This is a genomic window from Salinimicrobium sp. WS361 (assembly GCF_050750585.1).
Classification (GTDB): domain Bacteria; phylum Bacteroidota; class Bacteroidia; order Flavobacteriales; family Flavobacteriaceae; genus Salinimicrobium.
The window spans coordinates 160,541-176,348 of the sequence record NZ_JBOJLM010000003.1; the positions used below are offsets into that span (position 1 = coordinate 160,541).

Consider the following 15,808-nt stretch of genomic DNA (forward strand, 5'->3'; position numbering starts at 1 on the left):
TTACAATAGTCTGTGCAAAATAGCAAAAGAAGCATCTATTTCAAATAAAATTTACAAAATCTCATATTTAGACGCAGGATTTTAATAAATCGAGCCCTTCGAGAGCTGTTTCACTGGTCATTTCGAAATTAGGAAGAAACAGGAGGGCAGCACCCTCGGTGTTCATTAACAGGCCTTTCTCAAGGGCTTTTTCTTTTATGTTTGAGGCATAATCTTTATCGTGAACCTCTACACCAATAGCAGCGCCCTTAATTCGCACGTCGGGCTTTTCTCTAAAATTTACTTCGGAAATGCCCTTTTTGAAGGTTTTTGCGAGCTGTTCTATATTGTCGAAAAGTCTTTTTTCGTTCTTCTGAAGGTAGTTGAGCGCCGCCAGAGATGCATCTACCGAAATTGGATGCCATCCATAAGACGAATATAATCCAATTTTTCTACCCACTTTTTCATCAATGGCCAATGTGGTCATTACTGCGCCCATTCCGGCATGTCCGGCAGTAATGGCTTTAGCCATGCACAAGATGTCGGGTTCAATATCAAAGTGTTCAGAAGCAAACATTTTTCCGGTTCTTCCAAAACCTGTAATGGCTTCATCCATGATCAGCAATGTGCCTGTTACTTTACAAATTTTGTCAAGGTCTTTCATGAATTCAGCTTCGGGAATTACTACGCCGAGGTTGATGATGACGGGTTCCATAATGACTGCCGCAAAATCTTTTGTTGAAAGCAGTTTTTTCACCCGGTCCAGTTTTTCCTGGTTCAGCGGCAGTTCCAGTTTTTCACACCCTTCTAAAAGATTCGGGAAAGATCTTCGCTTTTTTGTAGCGCCTATGCTTAAAGCGCCCACCGTATTCCCGTGGTAGCTTCCTTCAACGGAGAGGATCTTTTTTCTGCCGGTGTACATGGTGGCCATTTCAAGAGCGGCTTCCACAGCTTCCGATCCTCCTGTCATCCTGTAGGCTTTCTGAAGTTTTCCGGGTGCCAGTTCAGCCAAAAGTTCAGCCAGTTCATTCCACGGCTTGTAGTGAAAGTTAGGATAAACGTAAGCCGGACGGTCTTTCTTCCGAATGGCTTCCTCAATTTCTTCAACGCCCCAGCCAAGATTTCCGACTCCGGCGCCTCCCAGAAAATCCACATATTTCTTTCCGTTAGCATCATAGACGTAGCTGCCCTTTGCTTTTACAACTTCCAGTTGCATAGCAGGATTCCCGCGTCCAAAATACGGTTCGTCTTTATCTGTGTTATTCATCCTTCGGTTTTTCCTCTTAAGTTAAGAATCATCAGCCGAAATTCTGTTATAGAAAGGTGAAATGCCTGCACCTGATTTGTGATTTTCCGAAGAAATAATCCTCCAAGTGGGTTAAAAATGTAATAATTCAGTTAAATGACTAATATACAGAAGATTAAATGTTTAAATTGAAAAGAAAGAAGTAAAAAACAAAAATCAACAGCTATGAAAAAACTCAATCTTATTGTTTTCTTATTAATAGGAGCATTTATTCTGGGGTGTGGCCCTAGAGTGGCAACCCAAAAAACCACCTCAAAAGATCTCGGTAATTATGACTCTTTTGCATATTTACCCAATTCTAACGTTAGTGCCGAAAACCTGCCAATGGATTCTGAAGATGTGAACCGGGCTGTAATTGAGGCGGTAAATATGAACATGAGGGAAGCAGGATACAACCTTGATCGTCAAGATCCAGATTTACTTGTTCTTATAAGTACCGAAACAGATACTGAAGTAGAAACCACAACAGACGCTGTTTATGCTACTTATCCTTACACCACTGGCGTGAGAACAATAAACCCGCTTTACAATAACTACTACTACGGCGGATATGCCGGATACAATAATATTGTTGGCTACGATATCGATACTTATGCATATGAAGAAGGTACCGTGGTTATTAATCTTGTAGACCGCGAAACAAAAAATACAGTCTGGAAAGGTGTGGCATCAGAGAGCCTTAGCAGCCAAAGCAATATTCAGGGAATAAGGGATCTCGTAAATGCCATTTTTGAAGAGTATCCAATCAACAACTAAGATTTGTAATCCAAGATTAAAAAAAAAGGTCCGGAGTTTCTTCCGGACCTTTTTTTATGCTTAATTCTCCTGCTTTTCAAGCCATTTCCTGGCATTGACAAAAGCCTCTATCCAGGGACTAACTTCATCCTGCCGGTCTTTTGGGTAATGTGCCCAGTTCCACGGGAAGGTAGAGCGTTCAAGGTGCGGCATCATGGCTAAATGACGGCCATTGTCACTCACAATCATAGCGGTATTGTAGTGCGAACCATTGGGGTTTGAAGGATAGGTTTCATAGCCGTACTTTCCAATGATCTTATATCGCTCCACTTCATACGGGAAACTGAATTTCCCTTCTCCGTGGGCCGCCCATATTCCGAGTCTGGTACCCGATAAAGAGTGCATCATCACCGAATCATTTTCAGCAATTTCCATAGAGGTGAAATTACATTCGAATTTATGGGATTCGTTGTGCAGCATTTTTGGCTTCTCCTTGTGGTCTGGATGTAACAAACCAAGCTCCATAAACAGTTGGCAACCATTACAAACTCCCAGGGAAAGCGTGTTTTCTCTTGCAAAGAAATTGTCTAGAGCTGCTTTTGCTTTTTCATTGTATAAGAAAGCGCCGGCCCAGCCTTTGGCACTTCCCAGCACATCTGAATTTGAGAACCCGCCTACTGCAGCAATAAATTGTATATCCTCAAGAGTTTCACGGCCTGAGATGAGGTCGGTCATGTGAACATCCTTCACATCAAAGCCGGCAAGATCCATGGCATACGCCATTTCTCTTTCAGAATTTGAGCCTTTCTCTCTAATGATCGCCGCTTTAATTCGCGACTCCCCTCCTTTGGAGGGGCCAGGGGAGGCCGGTAATTTTCCACTGAAACCTTCCGGGAATTTGAAGTGCAGCGGCTGTTTTGCGTAATTCTTATATCGTTCGGTAGCATTGTCTATTCCACTCTGCCTCTCATCAAGCAGGAATGAAGTACGGCCCCAGGTATCGCGTAGCTTCGGAATATCAAACTTCAGGGTTTGATCTCCGTTTTTGATCTTTAGGGTTTTACCTTCAGTGGCTTTTCCAATCTTAAAGAATGCTACTCCTTTTTCCTTTAAAATGGCTTCTACGGAAGCATCTTTTGCCTGAAACACAATTCCGGAGTTCTCCGAAAATAGCATTTTCACGCTGTCTTTTTCCCCAAGTTTAGTGAGGTTAAATTCTGCTGCAAGATCGACATCTGCAAAGCACATTTCGAGAAGGGTTGTGATCAATCCGCCCGAAGCCACATCGTGACCGGCCAGGATCAAATCTTTCCTTATCAACTCCTGCACAGTATTAAATGCGGCAGCAAAATGTTTATTGTCTTTAATCGTAGGTGCCTCGGATCCAACTTTATTCAGAATTTGCCCAAAAGAAGAACCTCCCAATTTAAATTCATCCTGTGAAAAATTGATGTAATAGATGGCGCCACCGTTTTTTTGAAGTACGGGTTCAACTACTTTTGTGATCTCGTCGCAATGCCCCGCAGCCGAAATGATTACCGTACCCGGCGCCAGAACGTTTCCGTCTTCATAACGCTGTTTCATAGAAAGGGAATCCTTCCCGGTAGGAACATTTATCCCGAGGGAAATAGCAAAATCTGATACTCCCTGCACAGCTTCATAAAGCCTTGCATCTTCACCTTCGTTGTTGCACGGCCACATCCAGTTTGCCGACAAAGAGACCGATTTTAAGCCCTTTTCAAGAGGTGCCCATACAATGTTGGTAAGTGCTTCGGCAATAGAGTTGCGCGACCCGGCAACAGGATCGATCAATGCCGAAACAGGGGAGTGGCCAATTGAAGTTGCCACGCCTTCCTTACCTTTATAATCAAGCGCCATCACTCCGCAGTTGTTAAGCGGCAACTGTAAAGGTCCGGCAGTTTGTTGTTTTGCTACCCTTCCGGTTACGCAACGGTCAACTTTATTGGTAAGCCAGTCTTTTGAACCAACAGCCTCAAGTTGCAGCACCTGCTCCAGGTATTTCTGAAAGTTATTCGGGTTGTAATCAACTTCGGCATATTTTCTTTCAATGGTTTTATCTTTCATCACCATTTTTGGAGAACTGCCAAACATATCTGCAAGGGCAAGATCCATCGGCTTGTCGCCCTTTGTCTTGCTCTCAAAAGTGAACTGTCTGTCATTGGTTACATGACCCACGGCGTAAAGTGGCGTTCGTTCTCTTTCGGCGATCTTCTGCATATGCTGCAGGTCTTTATCTGAAATAATTAACCCCATTCGCTCCTGAGATTCATTGCCAATGATCTCTTTTGCTGAAAGGGTAGGATCTCCCACCGGAAGTTTATCAAGATCGATATTGCCGCCTGTGTCTTCAACAAGTTCGCTAAGACAGTTGAGGTGTCCGCCCGCACCGTGGTCGTGAATGGAAACAATTGTATTTTCATCTGCCTCCACCATTGCACGAATGGTGTTGGCAGCTCGTTTTTGCATTTCGGGGTTGGAACGTTGAATTGCATTCAATTCAATTCCGCTACTGAATTCCCCGGTATCTGCTGAAGATACTGCGGCACCACCCATACCAATACGGTAATTCTCGCCTCCAAGAACCACGATTTGATCTCCTTCTTTTGGAGCTCCTTTAATCGCCTGTTCTGCTTTACCGTAGCCAATTCCGCCAGCCATCATAATTACTTTGTCATAACCCAGCGCCCTTCTATCTTCTGAATGCTCAAAAGTGAACACCGAACCTGCAATTAGCGGCTGCCCGAACTTATTTCCGAAATCTGAAGCCCCGTTGGAAGCTTTTATAAGGATGTCCATTGGCGTTTGATAAAGCCATGGCCTTGCCGGGAAAGCGTCTTCCCAGGCTCTGTCTTTTTCAAGCCTTGAGTAAGAGGTCATATAAACGGCAGTTCCTGCGAGCGGAAGAGAACCTTTTCCACCGGCCAGCCTGTCGCGAATCTCCCCGCCACTTCCTGTTGCAGCCCCGTTAAAAGGTTCAACCGTAGTTGGGAAGTTGTGAGTTTCTGCTTTTAAGGAAATTACCGAATCAAAATCTTTTTTCCTGTAAAAGTCGGGCTTGTCTGCTGACTGTGGAGCGAACTGCTCCACTCTTGGCCCTTTTACAAAGGCCACGTTATCTTTATAAGCCGAAACTATATCGTTCGGGTTTTCTTCGGAAGTTTTCCTGATGAGCTTAAAGAGCGAAACAGGTTTTTCTTTACCGTCTATCTCAAAAACGCCGTTGAAGATCTTGTGACGACAGTGTTCGGAATTCACCTGGGAAAATCCGAAAACTTCGGAATCTGTAAGTTTGCGGCCTATTTTTTCTGAAAGTTTTTCCAGGTAATCTACCTCTTCGTCGTTTAGCGCTAAACCTTCTTTGTTGTTGTAAGCAGCAATATTCTCTACTTCGCGAACAGGTTCGGGATCTATGTTAATAGTAAAAATATCCTGATCAAGACCCTTATACAGCTGTGAAAGCATAGGATCAAAATCGTGGTAATTGTCATCAACCTCAATGAATTCCTCAATTCTAAGAATGCCTTCAATCCCCATGTTCTTAGTGATCTCAACGGCATTTGTGCTCCAGGGGGTGATCATGGCGGCACGGGGACCAACAAAAAAATCTGCCAGGGCAGATTTATCTAAATATTGAGCGTTTCCAAAAAGCCAGTTTAATTTGACTATTTTTTCAGCCGAAAGTGACTTGTGGGTTTGAACCGCATACACCTTGTTAGGCTTGTTTCCGAAGAATAGGATCATTCTGTGGGTTTTGTGTTGTTTGTAAAGAAGCAAATTTACATCTTTTTAGAAGATAACAATTGTGTGGAAAATGAAAAAAGCCACAAATTCTACGTAGAATTTGTGGCTTTTTAACAGGTTTAGATTAAGACCTAGTAAGTTCCCAATCCGTCTACAGTATCCTTTTCAAGAACTTCCCACTCATCTTCTGTGTAGGTTGTGTTTGGCGCGGTCACGGTCGATTTTCTTCTTAGGGTAACATCTTTTCCAAAATCAACGTCCCCGTCAACACCAATCATATCTATTAGAACGCCATTTTTAAATAATCCAACTGGATCATCACCGTTAAAATCGACTGGCGCTCCGCTTAACGAAACATCAGAGGCATCAATGATTGCCTGAATATCTGCACCACCATTGCTGATCACAAATACATCTCCGCTGGCTAAAGTTCCTTCAAGAGTGTATTCATTGCTCCATTCTCCATTTCCGTTCACCTGCTTCTGAATAGAATATGCAGAAAGGTCAACCTCTTCGCCTGTGATATTGGCAATTTCTACAGCTTTATTAACTCCGCCTCCTTCAACATATTCAGAAAAGAAAAGTTCGGCAGAAGTTCCACCGCCATTTTCGGTTTCTTCTGTAGTCGTAGCTTCTACGGCTGCGCTTTGTGCAGATTCATTGTCGTAAATATCTCTTGCAAGTACTGTGAAAGAATATTGAGTTTCAGCTTCTAATCCTGCAATAGTAAATTCGGTATTTGTGGTAGTGGCATTATATTCTCCATCTAGGAAAAGATCGTACTCCATTACTTCTACATTGTCTGTTGAAGCATCCCAGCTAAGGCTTACACTATTAGAAGTGACAGTGCCAACAGTAAGATTTGCAGGAGTGGTAGGTGCTTCTGTATCTTCATTGGTGGTTGCTTCTACTGCGTCGCTTTCTTCGGAAACATTTCCGGCTGCATCTACTGCGGCAACAGTGATTGAGTAAGTAGTACCGGGAGTTAGATCTGCAAGTGTAGTAGAAGTCGAAGAAGTACTGGTTACACTTTCTCCATCCAGCATAATATTATATTTAACCACACCAATATTATCTGTAGCTGCTTCCCAGCTTAGATCAAGGGTTTCATAACTTACTTCTGAAGCTGTCAATGCCTGTGGAGCAGAAGGTGCTTCATTGTCTTCCTCTACAGGTTCTCCGTTCCAGCGGTTTTGAGCTTCGTCACCTCCCCATAATCTTGTTGCAAGATGCGGGTTATCGATAAACGGATTTCTGTTGCCCTGTGCATCATAAATAACCTCATTGCGTTGAAGTTCTAAGGCAGAAACAGGATCTTCGGTATTCCATTCAAGGAAAAGCTCCAGGCCACCTATTTCGTTAAAAGGCTCATCGTAACGCAGGTTCATGTACATGATCATTCGGGCAACATCACCTCTCCATTCATCACCGGGAAAGAATTTATTCCCGTCTACCAGCTCAAAAGATCCTTCCCCATCTGTAAAAGGGTAATTTCCTCTTGTTTGGTTTACCTGGACATCTGCTGCACGAAGGTGATGTAGGTCTCCTTTTGCTGTATTATCCACCAAAGATTGTGGATATACGTGCTCTGTATTAAAAGTTTGGGGCTCATAAGTATTGCCTCCAGATAGGTATTCTTCCCAATACCTGCTTTCACCGGTATAAATAAGAACAACATTGTCTGGGTTATTTGGATCTTCATCTGCCTTATACAGGTAATCATGCCTGTCTGTATAATCGAGCATGTTGCTGTGTTTGGCAATAGTAAGGGTTGCAAGATCATCATAAAGTTCCTCGTTTTCTTCCGAGAAGTCTATTCCTTCATAGTAATCTGCAAGAGCATCAGGAACTTCGTAGTAAGGAGTTACTTCTATTGGATCTGGATCTGGATCTATAGGTGTGTTCACATCATCATCAGAACTACAGCCAATCAGAAAAAGAATGCTTAAAAAAGGTAAATAAAATGATTTTTTCATCTTAGTTTTTTAAATGTTATTGGTTTTCGATTGTCGCAAAATTAAAGTTTATTTCCCGTTCATTATATTAAGTAATGGTAAAATTCCTCAACTTTTCAGCATTTTGGAAACAGTTTAAATAAAAAATCCTGCATTTCGTTTAATAAAATGCAGGATAATAGGAATATTAATGGGTCCGAATTATTTTTTCTTTTCCAGAAGTGCCATGTAGAAGCCGTCAAATCCGGTTTCGCTGGATAAGATCTTCTGATCTTTTGCCAGGCTGAAATCCTTTCCTTCTTCGGAAGCCAAAAATTTCTTTACCTGCGCTTCATTTTCTGAAGGTAAAATAGAACAGGTGGCGTATACCATTTTACCGCCATTTTTTACCATTTTAGAGTACTGCTTCAGGATCTCTTCCTGGGTTTGTCTGATGGTCTCAATGAATTCCGGTTGCAGCTTCCATTTTGCATCGGGATTTCGGCTTAAAACGCCCAGGCCGCTACAAGGTGCGTCTATAAGAACACGATCTGCACTTCCGTAGAGCTTTTTTACCACTTTTGAAGAGTCTATCACCCGCGGTTCAATGTTGTGAGCTCCTGCCCGACGGGCACGGCGCTTCAACTCCTTCAGTTTGTTGCCGTAAATATCTGTAGCGATCAACTGACCTTTATTTTCCATCAAGGCTGCGAGGTGCAAAGACTTTCCGCCGGCACCGGCACAGGTATCAACCACACGCATTCCCGGTTCTACACCAAGGAAGCGGGCAACCAGTTGAGAAGAAGCATCCTGGACCTCAAAAAAGCCATTTTTGAAGGCTTCTGTCCTAAACACGTTCTTTCTTTCCTTGAGTTGCAGGGCATCGGGATAGCCTTCCAAAAATTCGGTTTCAATCTCCTCTTTTTGAAGCTCCTGTTTTAATTTTTCCCTTGTAGTTTGGAGCGTATTTACCCTAAGGATCACGGGAGCCTGCTCATTCAAGGCATGGATTTCCTTTTCCCAGGTTTCTTCACCAAGCTCTTTTACGCCCATTTCATCCAGCCAGTCGGGCACAGATTCCCTGTACTTTCTAATCTTGCTTAATTCGTCGAATTTACCTTTGATACGGCGGGTAGGAACAGGTTCTATCTGCTTCCAGTCGGCCGGAATTTCGATTCCTCTTAATGTCGCCCAAACAGCGAATAACCTGAAAAGATTTTCCCGGGAATATGGAGCTTTAACTTCAGCAATTTCTGAGTAAAGCCTTTTCCAGCGAACAATGTCGTATGTAGTTTCAGCAATAAAGCTTCGGTCCCGGGCACCCCAACGTTTATCGCGTTTAAGTGTTTTTTCAATCACCTTATCGGCATAAGCTCCTTCATTAAATATTTCACTAAGGGCATCAACGGTAGCAAAGACCAAATTTCTGTATAAGCGCATAAATTTTATTTAAAGGCGCAAAGGTAAGCTTTTTAAACTTCGGAAAAATCTATCTTTACCTTCAAATTCAGGTTATGAAGCGTATAGTTTTTCTTCTTTTTATATTAATAATCGGGTGTAAATCAGATCCTAAAAATGAACAACAGCAGGAGGTTTTGACCAGAGAGCGGCAAGCTTTTACTGAAGTCGAGATTGACATGCTGCTCGAGGATTCCATCAGCATCAGGGCTATTGAGATCATGGGAGAAGATTTGGCCTTTGCGGGATCAAACGGGGCTTATGGTATTTACAATTCGGCTAAAGATGAGGTGCGGGTAAGCCGGCAGCAGTATGATTCGATTGCTCCCGAATTTAGGGCTGTGGCAGGGACTTCCGAAGATTTTTTTATGCTGAGCGTTGCAAATCCGGCGCTTTTGTACAAAACTGGCGACAGCGGACAAATGGAACTGGTATATAAAGAAGAAGGTGAAAAGGTCTTTTATGATGCCATGACCTTTTGGAATGATCAAGAAGGTATAGCGATGGGCGATCCTGTGGAAAATTGTCTTTCAGTAATAATTTCCCGCGACGGCGGGAAGAGCTGGAATAAACTTCCCTGCGATCTACTACCAAAAGCTGCCGAAGGCGAAGCGGCCTTTGCAGCGAGCAATGCAAACATTGCGGTAGAAGGGGAGAAGGCCTGGATACTTTCGGGAGGAGCAAGGTCAAGAGTTTATTTTACACCCAATAAAGGAAAAACCTGGGAAGTTTTCGATACGCCACTGGTGCAGGGAAAAAACACCCAGGGCGGCTACGCTATGGATTTTTATGATGAACAACAAGGCGTGATCATTGGAGGAGATTATACGGCCCCCGAAGAAAATTCCGGAAACAAAGCAATCTCGAATGATGGCGGCAAGACCTGGAACCTAATTGCCGATGACCAGGATCCCGGTTATAAAAGCAGTGTACGTTACGTTCCCGGCGGTGATGGCAAGGAAATGGTGGCTGTAGGATTTACAGGTATCTCGTATTCCAAAGATGCCGGCCAGAGCTGGAAAGAACTTTCTCCCGAAGGGTTTTACACTATCCGATTTCTAAATGACAGCATTGCTTACGCGGCAGGAAAGAACAGGCTGGCAAAATTAAAATTCAGGTAAAAATAAATGATCCGGCGCCTTTCGGCAACCGGATCATTTCAACTAACCAACCAAAAAACTATTTATTATTTGAATCTTTACGCTGGCGATACTCCAGCATCATCTTGTGATTAAATTCATCTTCAACTTTCTTTAACTGCATAATTCTGCGGGCGCTAAAGATCTGTTTGAGATCGTTGTAATATTTCTTTTTTAAGAGGTAATCTTCACGTTCAAGAGACACGTACTCGTCGAGTTTGGCATTGGCCCTGTCTTCGGTAATGCACTCAATGTTTTCAACTTCGGCTCTCTCCTGGCGGTACAAATCCCTGCGCTTATCAACATATTCGTTGTAAAGAGGCCAAAATTTTTGGGCTTCCTGGGCCGTTAAATTAAGCCCTTCAGTAATATAGGCTGTTTTGAGAGCTTTTATCTTCTCGCGGTGCCCATCCCTGTCCTGTGCTTCGGCATAAAAGCCGGCAGTAAGGAAGAGGATCATAAATAAAATATTTTTCATGCTAGTTTTCATTAAGTAGAAGCGCCGGTTCTTCAATATTCTCATTGAGATATTCATACAGGGCTTCTTTATCAATATAGGGGTTTGCCGAAGCAGTTATTTCATAAGGTGCAAAATCGGTCTCGTTTGGGTTGTCTGTATCAATCGATTCCAAAAGGTAATTTTCAACGGCGGTAATGTTTAGGTCTTCAAAGCCTACTTCGCTGCTGTCGTTAAAAATCACGGTGCTAAATAAAATGGCCACCACTGCTGCAACACTGGCAACGTAAGACCAAATCTTCCTGTTAAAAAGAGGAATGACCTTTCCTTCTTTTGGAGTTTCAATCTTTTCAAATACCCTGTCGCCAAGATGCTCAAAATAATCGTTGGGCACCTTGAAGGGATTGTCGCCAAAGTTCTTTTCATCTTCGGTCACGCGAGACATCATACGGGCTTCAAAGTCCTGGAAATAACCTTCCGGAACTTTAAATCCTGATGTGTTGTGATATGGTAACCCGTTCTTTTTCATTTAATTATTTGACTGAAAATTCTCCCAAAGGTTTAAGTCTGTTTTAAAAATTCTTCAATTTTTTTGGTGGCATGGTGATATGAAGCCTTTAAAGCACCTTCGGAAGTACCTAAGATATCAGAAATTTCTTTATACTTCAATTCCTGGAAGTACTTCATGTTAAAAACCTGTTGTTGTTTCTCCGGAAGGGTGGCAATGGCTTTTTGTAACTTTAACTGAATTTCATCACCTTCAAAGAATACATCGTTTTCAAGATTTTCAATGATTTTTTGCTGAAGATCTTCTGAACTTATTTGTTGCTTTTTGGCTCTGTTGTTTAAAAAGGTAATGGCCTCATTGGTAGCGATGCGGTACATCCAGGAGAATAACTGGCTATCACCTTTAAATTTATCAATGTTCCTGAAGATCTTTATAAAGGTGTTTTGCAAAACATCATCGGCGTCTTCATGATTCTTCACAATATTGCGGCACTGCCAGTACAGGCGTTCCTGGTAGAGTTGCAGTAACTCCCGAAACGCCGCATTTCTGGATTCTGGATCCTGAAGCTGGGAAACTAATTTTTCTTCGGAAGAACTCAAAAGGCACCACAATTTTAAGCCGGTAAAGATAGCAGGAAATCCTTAATTACCACAAAAGGCTGAAGGTATAAGGAAAGGCATGAATATCGATGAAATACACAAAATATAGGATAAAATACACAAATTATTTTTTTATGTCAATTTTTGTAGTATCTTCACATCGTGAAAAAGTGATCTTTTTTGCCCCCAATTTAAGAACCGTTATACCACAATTCCCCCAAGTGGTACGGAGATTTTAAAAAATGGATGACCTACTCATCCATTTTTTTTGTTTTAAAATGTATCCTACAAAAAAGAGAGGTCTCAAAAATGGCATTTTTGAGACCTCTCTTTTAATATTCTTAAAAGCTTTTACTCGAATGATTGCATCTCTACCAGTTTGTGATAAACAGCTTTTTTGGTCAACAGTTCTTCATGTTTTCCCTGCTCTACAATCTGGCCTCTTTGCATCACCACGATGTGATCTGCATTTTGGATGGTTGAAAGCCTGTGGGCAATAACAATAGAAGTCCTGTTCTTCATCATGTTTTCCAGGGCTTTTTGAACCAGTCTTTCGCTTTCGGTATCAAGGGCCGAGGTGGCTTCATCGAGGATCATGATTGGCGGATTTTTCAATACTGCACGTGCAATAGAAAGCCGTTGCTTTTGACCACCACTCAATTTATTCCCACTGTCTCCAATATTGGTTTGAAGACCCTGAGGTAGATCTTTGACGAATTCCCAGGCGTTGGCAATCTTTAAGGCATCAATGATCTCTTCATCGGTCGCATTGTCTTTTCCAAGCCCTACGTTATTACGAATGGTATCATTAAAGAGGATAGAATCCTGAGTAACCAGTCCCATTAAATTCCGCAGCGATTTTTTTGTCATTTCCCGAATATCAATACCGTCGATCTTAATAGATCCTTCGTTTACGTCATAAAAGCGGGTGACCAGGTTGGCAATGGTAGATTTTCCACTTCCCGATTGTCCTACAAGAGCAACAGTAGATCCCTTAGGTACAGAAATGCTGAAATTCTTCAGTACATTTTCTTCTTCATATCTAAAGGAAACATTATCAATTTCTATTACCTCTTCAAAATGGCTTTTTTCGATGGCATTTTCTGAATCTATAATCGTGCTTTTAGTATCAAGAATATGAAAGATCCTTTCTGCCGCAGCATCTCCCTTTTTAACACTGTAAGTCGCTTTACTTATTTGTTTTGCGGGGGTAAGAATGTTGTAGGCCAATCCCATAAATGCAATAAAGGTGGCGCCATCAAGGGTTCCCTCAACCAGTACCATATTTCCTCCAAACCAGAGGATGATCACAATTACAAAGATCCCCAAAAATTCGCTTGTAGGTGAGGCAAGGTTTTGGCGGTTTAACAAGCTGTCAAGTATCCTTTTAAGCCTATTGGTAGAATCGTGAAATTTATCCCTGAATTTTTCTTCAGCATTAAACCCTTTTACAATTTTTAGGCTCGACAGGGTTTCTTCTACCAGAGAAAGAAAATAGCCATTCTCTTCTTGCGCCTGGTTGGATTTGCTTTTAAGTTTTTTACCAATTGCAGAAATTACAAATCCTGATATAGGCAGAAAAATAAACACAAAAACCGTGAGGGTAGGGCTCATGATAAGCATGGCCGTGATGGTAAAGATAATTGTGAGGGGTTCACGAACAACCAATTCTAAGATGGATAGAAAGGAGGTTTGCACCTCATTCACATCGGCAGTAATTCGGGAAATGGTGTCACCTTTTCGTTTTTCAGAAAAATAGGAAACCGGTAGCACCAGGATCTTGTCATAAATAGCGTTTCGAACATCGCGCAGCACCCCATTCCGAAGAAAAGTGATGAAGAACGCGGCCAGGTATCCAAAAAGGTTCTTTAAGAAGAAAAGGATTACAACAATTCCGCAGACAAATAATAGGGCAGTGACTTCATCTTCATTAACGCGACGGGTTACTTCATAGTTGAATAAATCAACCACATAATCTTTTATACTTCCCAGCCCGGCCCAGCGCGGTTCTACTGCCACTCTCTTAGTCTTGTCAAACAGGATCTGGATAACAGGAATGAGCGCCAGGAAAGACATGGTGCTAAAGAGCGCATAGAAAATATTGCAAATAATGTTGAGGATCGCGAACCTCTTATAGGGGATCGCGAACCTCATAATTCTCTTAAAATAATTCATGTAGGGTGGCTTAAGCCAGTTTTAAATCTGATTTTACAGCAGCAATTTTTTCTGAAAGGTTTTGTTCAACTTTTTCATAATCGCTTACGCTATCCAACTGAGCATTCACGCTGATGTAGAACTTGATCTTTGGTTCGGTTCCGCTGGGGCGGGCAGCAACTTTGGTTCCGTTTTCAGTGTAATATATCAACACGTTGGACTTTGGAACATCAAGGGTCTCCATCCTGGTGTCTGTAAGGTCATAATGAAAAGCTTTTGAACTTTCATAATCTTCAACCAACACAACTTTCTCTCCATTGATCTCAGACAGCGGATTGTCTCGCAGGCTCACCATCATGTTCTTGATTTGCTCGGCACCGTCTATACCTTTTTTGACAAGGGAGATCAATTCTTCTTTATAAAAACCAAACTCTGTGTAAAGTTCGAGTAGTTTTTCGTAGAACGAAATTCCCTCAGCTTTCATTTGAGCGGCTATTTCGCAGGCCAGAAGGGTAGAGGTAGCGGCATCTTTGTCACGTACAAAGTCACCAACCATAAACCCAAAGCTCTCTTCCCCGCCTCCTATATAGTTGAGACTGGGGTTATCTTTGATCATTTTTGCGATCCATTTAAAGCCGGTAAGCCCTTCTTTGTACTGCACGCCATAACTTTCGGTCACAACTCTCATCATGGGGGTAGACACAATGGTTGAACCCACAAATTCACGGCCTTTAATTTTGTCTTGCTTCTTCCACTGCTCCAGCAGGAACCAGGTCATGACCAGCATGGTCTGGTTTCCGTTTAAGAGTTCCATTTCACCTTCAAGGTTTCTTACGGCCACTCCAAGGCGATCTCCATCGGGATCTGTACCTATAACAATATCGGCATTAATTTCTTTGGCTTTTTCTAAAGCCATTTTTAGGGCTGCAGGTTCTTCGGGGTTCGGAGATGCAACAGTGGGGAAAGTCCCGTCTGGCTCAGCCTGTTCCTGTACAATGTGAACATTTTTGTAACCGGCGGCTTCCAGAACTTTTGGATTGAGCTTTATAGCGGTACCATGAAGAGAAGTAAAGACGATGTTTAGGTTGTCTTTGGCTTCCTGTGAGGTGTCAAAACTGCCATTTTTGACAGATGCTTCCACAAAAGCTTTATCAATTTTGGTGTCTATAAGTTCAATAAGATCTTTATTGGCTTCAAATTTTATTTCGGAATACTGCAGGCTGGCAATCTCTTCCACGATCTCTTTATCTTGTGGTGGCACCAGTTGGCCACCGTCCTGCCAGTATACTTTGTATCCGTTATATTCGGGGGGATTGTGAGATGCGGTTAGAACAATTCCGCAGTGGCAATCGAGGTGTTTTACTGAAAATGAAAGTTCGGGCGTAGGTCGTAATTCAGAAAAAAGAAAAACTTTAATACCGTTTGCCGAAAAGACATTGGCTACCACCTGTGCCAGTTCCCGACTGTTTTGGCGGCAATCGTATGCAATTACCACTTTAATATCTTCTTCGGGAAATTGTGTTTTAAGGTAATTTGAAAGTCCCTGGGTGTTTTTACCGAGGGTGTATTTATTGATCCTGTTGGTGCCAACACCCATAATACCACGCATTCCTCCTGTCCCAAACTCAAGGTCTTTATAAAAGCTTTCCTTCAGTTCATCTGGATCTTTTTCCAGGAGTTCTTTAATTCGAAGTTGGGTTTCGTTATCAAATTCAGGATTTAACCATGATTCTGCTCGTGTTTTTATATCGTAATAGCTCATGCTAAAAGTTTTTTT

Annotated in this window: 11 protein-coding genes and 2 pseudogenes; 2 read left to right on the top strand and 11 right to left on the bottom strand. The window is 42.3% G+C overall.

Annotation, left to right across the window (positions count from 1 at the left end; all coding sequences use genetic code 11):
• Positions 1–67: 67 nt before the first annotated feature.
• Positions 68–1,246 carry an aspartate aminotransferase family protein gene (locus ACQ93I_RS04130; RefSeq protein ID WP_431697273.1) on the bottom strand — a complete coding sequence of 393 codons (1,179 nt, stop codon included), beginning with the start codon at positions 1,244–1,246 and terminating at the stop codon, positions 68–70.
• Between the two features lie 204 nt (positions 1,247–1,450).
• Between ACQ93I_RS04130 and ACQ93I_RS04135 the strand changes: the two genes are divergently transcribed.
• Complete coding sequence (locus tag ACQ93I_RS04135; protein WP_431697275.1) at positions 1,451–2,041, top strand: DUF4136 domain-containing protein; 591 nt, start codon at positions 1,451–1,453, stop codon at positions 2,039–2,041.
• Positions 2,042–2,101: 60 nt separating this feature from the next.
• Here ACQ93I_RS04135 and purL read toward each other — a convergent pair whose 3' ends face one another.
• From purL to ACQ93I_RS04160, 5 genes and pseudogenes are all read right to left on the bottom strand, one after another.
• Positions 2,102–5,782, bottom strand: a complete 3,681-nt coding sequence (gene purL, locus ACQ93I_RS04140; protein WP_431697276.1) for a phosphoribosylformylglycinamidine synthase — start codon at positions 5,780–5,782, stop codon at positions 2,102–2,104.
• A gap of 131 nt (positions 5,783–5,913) precedes the next feature.
• On the bottom strand, positions 5,914–6,453 hold the full coding sequence (locus ACQ93I_RS04145) for a lamin tail domain-containing protein (RefSeq protein WP_431697410.1): 540 nt from the start codon (positions 6,451–6,453) through the stop codon (positions 5,914–5,916).
• 9 nt (positions 6,454–6,462) lie between these two features.
• Positions 6,463–6,918, bottom strand: a pseudogene (locus tag ACQ93I_RS04150) (fibronectin type III domain-containing protein); the annotation flags it as partial.
• Between the two features lie 69 nt (positions 6,919–6,987).
• Positions 6,988–7,758, bottom strand: a pseudogene (locus ACQ93I_RS04155) (endonuclease I family protein); the annotation flags it as partial.
• 180 nt (positions 7,759–7,938) lie between these two features.
• A complete protein-coding gene (locus ACQ93I_RS04160; protein WP_431697277.1) occupies positions 7,939–9,156 on the bottom strand; it encodes an RsmB/NOP family class I SAM-dependent RNA methyltransferase in 1,218 nt (405 codons plus the stop codon).
• A gap of 74 nt (positions 9,157–9,230) precedes the next feature.
• On the opposite strand from ACQ93I_RS04160, the gene ACQ93I_RS04165 reads away from it, so the two are divergent.
• On the top strand, positions 9,231–10,295 hold the full coding sequence (locus ACQ93I_RS04165) for a WD40/YVTN/BNR-like repeat-containing protein (RefSeq protein WP_431697278.1): 1,065 nt from the start codon (positions 9,231–9,233) through the stop codon (positions 10,293–10,295).
• A gap of 58 nt (positions 10,296–10,353) precedes the next feature.
• Here ACQ93I_RS04165 and ACQ93I_RS04170 read toward each other — a convergent pair whose 3' ends face one another.
• The 5 genes from ACQ93I_RS04170 to ACQ93I_RS04190 all read right to left on the bottom strand — a co-directional run bounded on the left by ACQ93I_RS04170 (position 10,354) and on the right by ACQ93I_RS04190 (position 15,793).
• On the bottom strand, positions 10,354–10,791 hold the full coding sequence (locus ACQ93I_RS04170; protein WP_431697279.1) for a hypothetical protein: 438 nt from the start codon (positions 10,789–10,791) through the stop codon (positions 10,354–10,356).
• Between the two features lies 1 nt (position 10,792).
• A complete protein-coding gene (locus ACQ93I_RS04175) occupies positions 10,793–11,299 on the bottom strand; it encodes a hypothetical protein (protein ID WP_431697280.1) in 507 nt (168 codons plus the stop codon).
• Positions 11,300–11,331: 32 nt separating this feature from the next.
• Positions 11,332–11,877, bottom strand: coding sequence for an RNA polymerase sigma factor (locus tag ACQ93I_RS04180; RefSeq protein WP_431697281.1), 546 nt, complete (start codon positions 11,875–11,877; stop codon positions 11,332–11,334).
• 351 nt (positions 11,878–12,228) lie between these two features.
• Positions 12,229–14,052: an ABC transporter ATP-binding protein gene (locus tag ACQ93I_RS04185; protein ID WP_431697282.1), complete on the bottom strand. Its 1,824-nt coding sequence runs from the start codon at positions 14,050–14,052 to the stop codon at positions 12,229–12,231.
• Between the two features lie 10 nt (positions 14,053–14,062).
• Positions 14,063–15,793, bottom strand: a complete 1,731-nt coding sequence (locus ACQ93I_RS04190) for a phospho-sugar mutase (protein WP_431697283.1) — start codon at positions 15,791–15,793, stop codon at positions 14,063–14,065.
• Between the last annotated feature and the right edge of the window lie 15 nt (positions 15,794–15,808).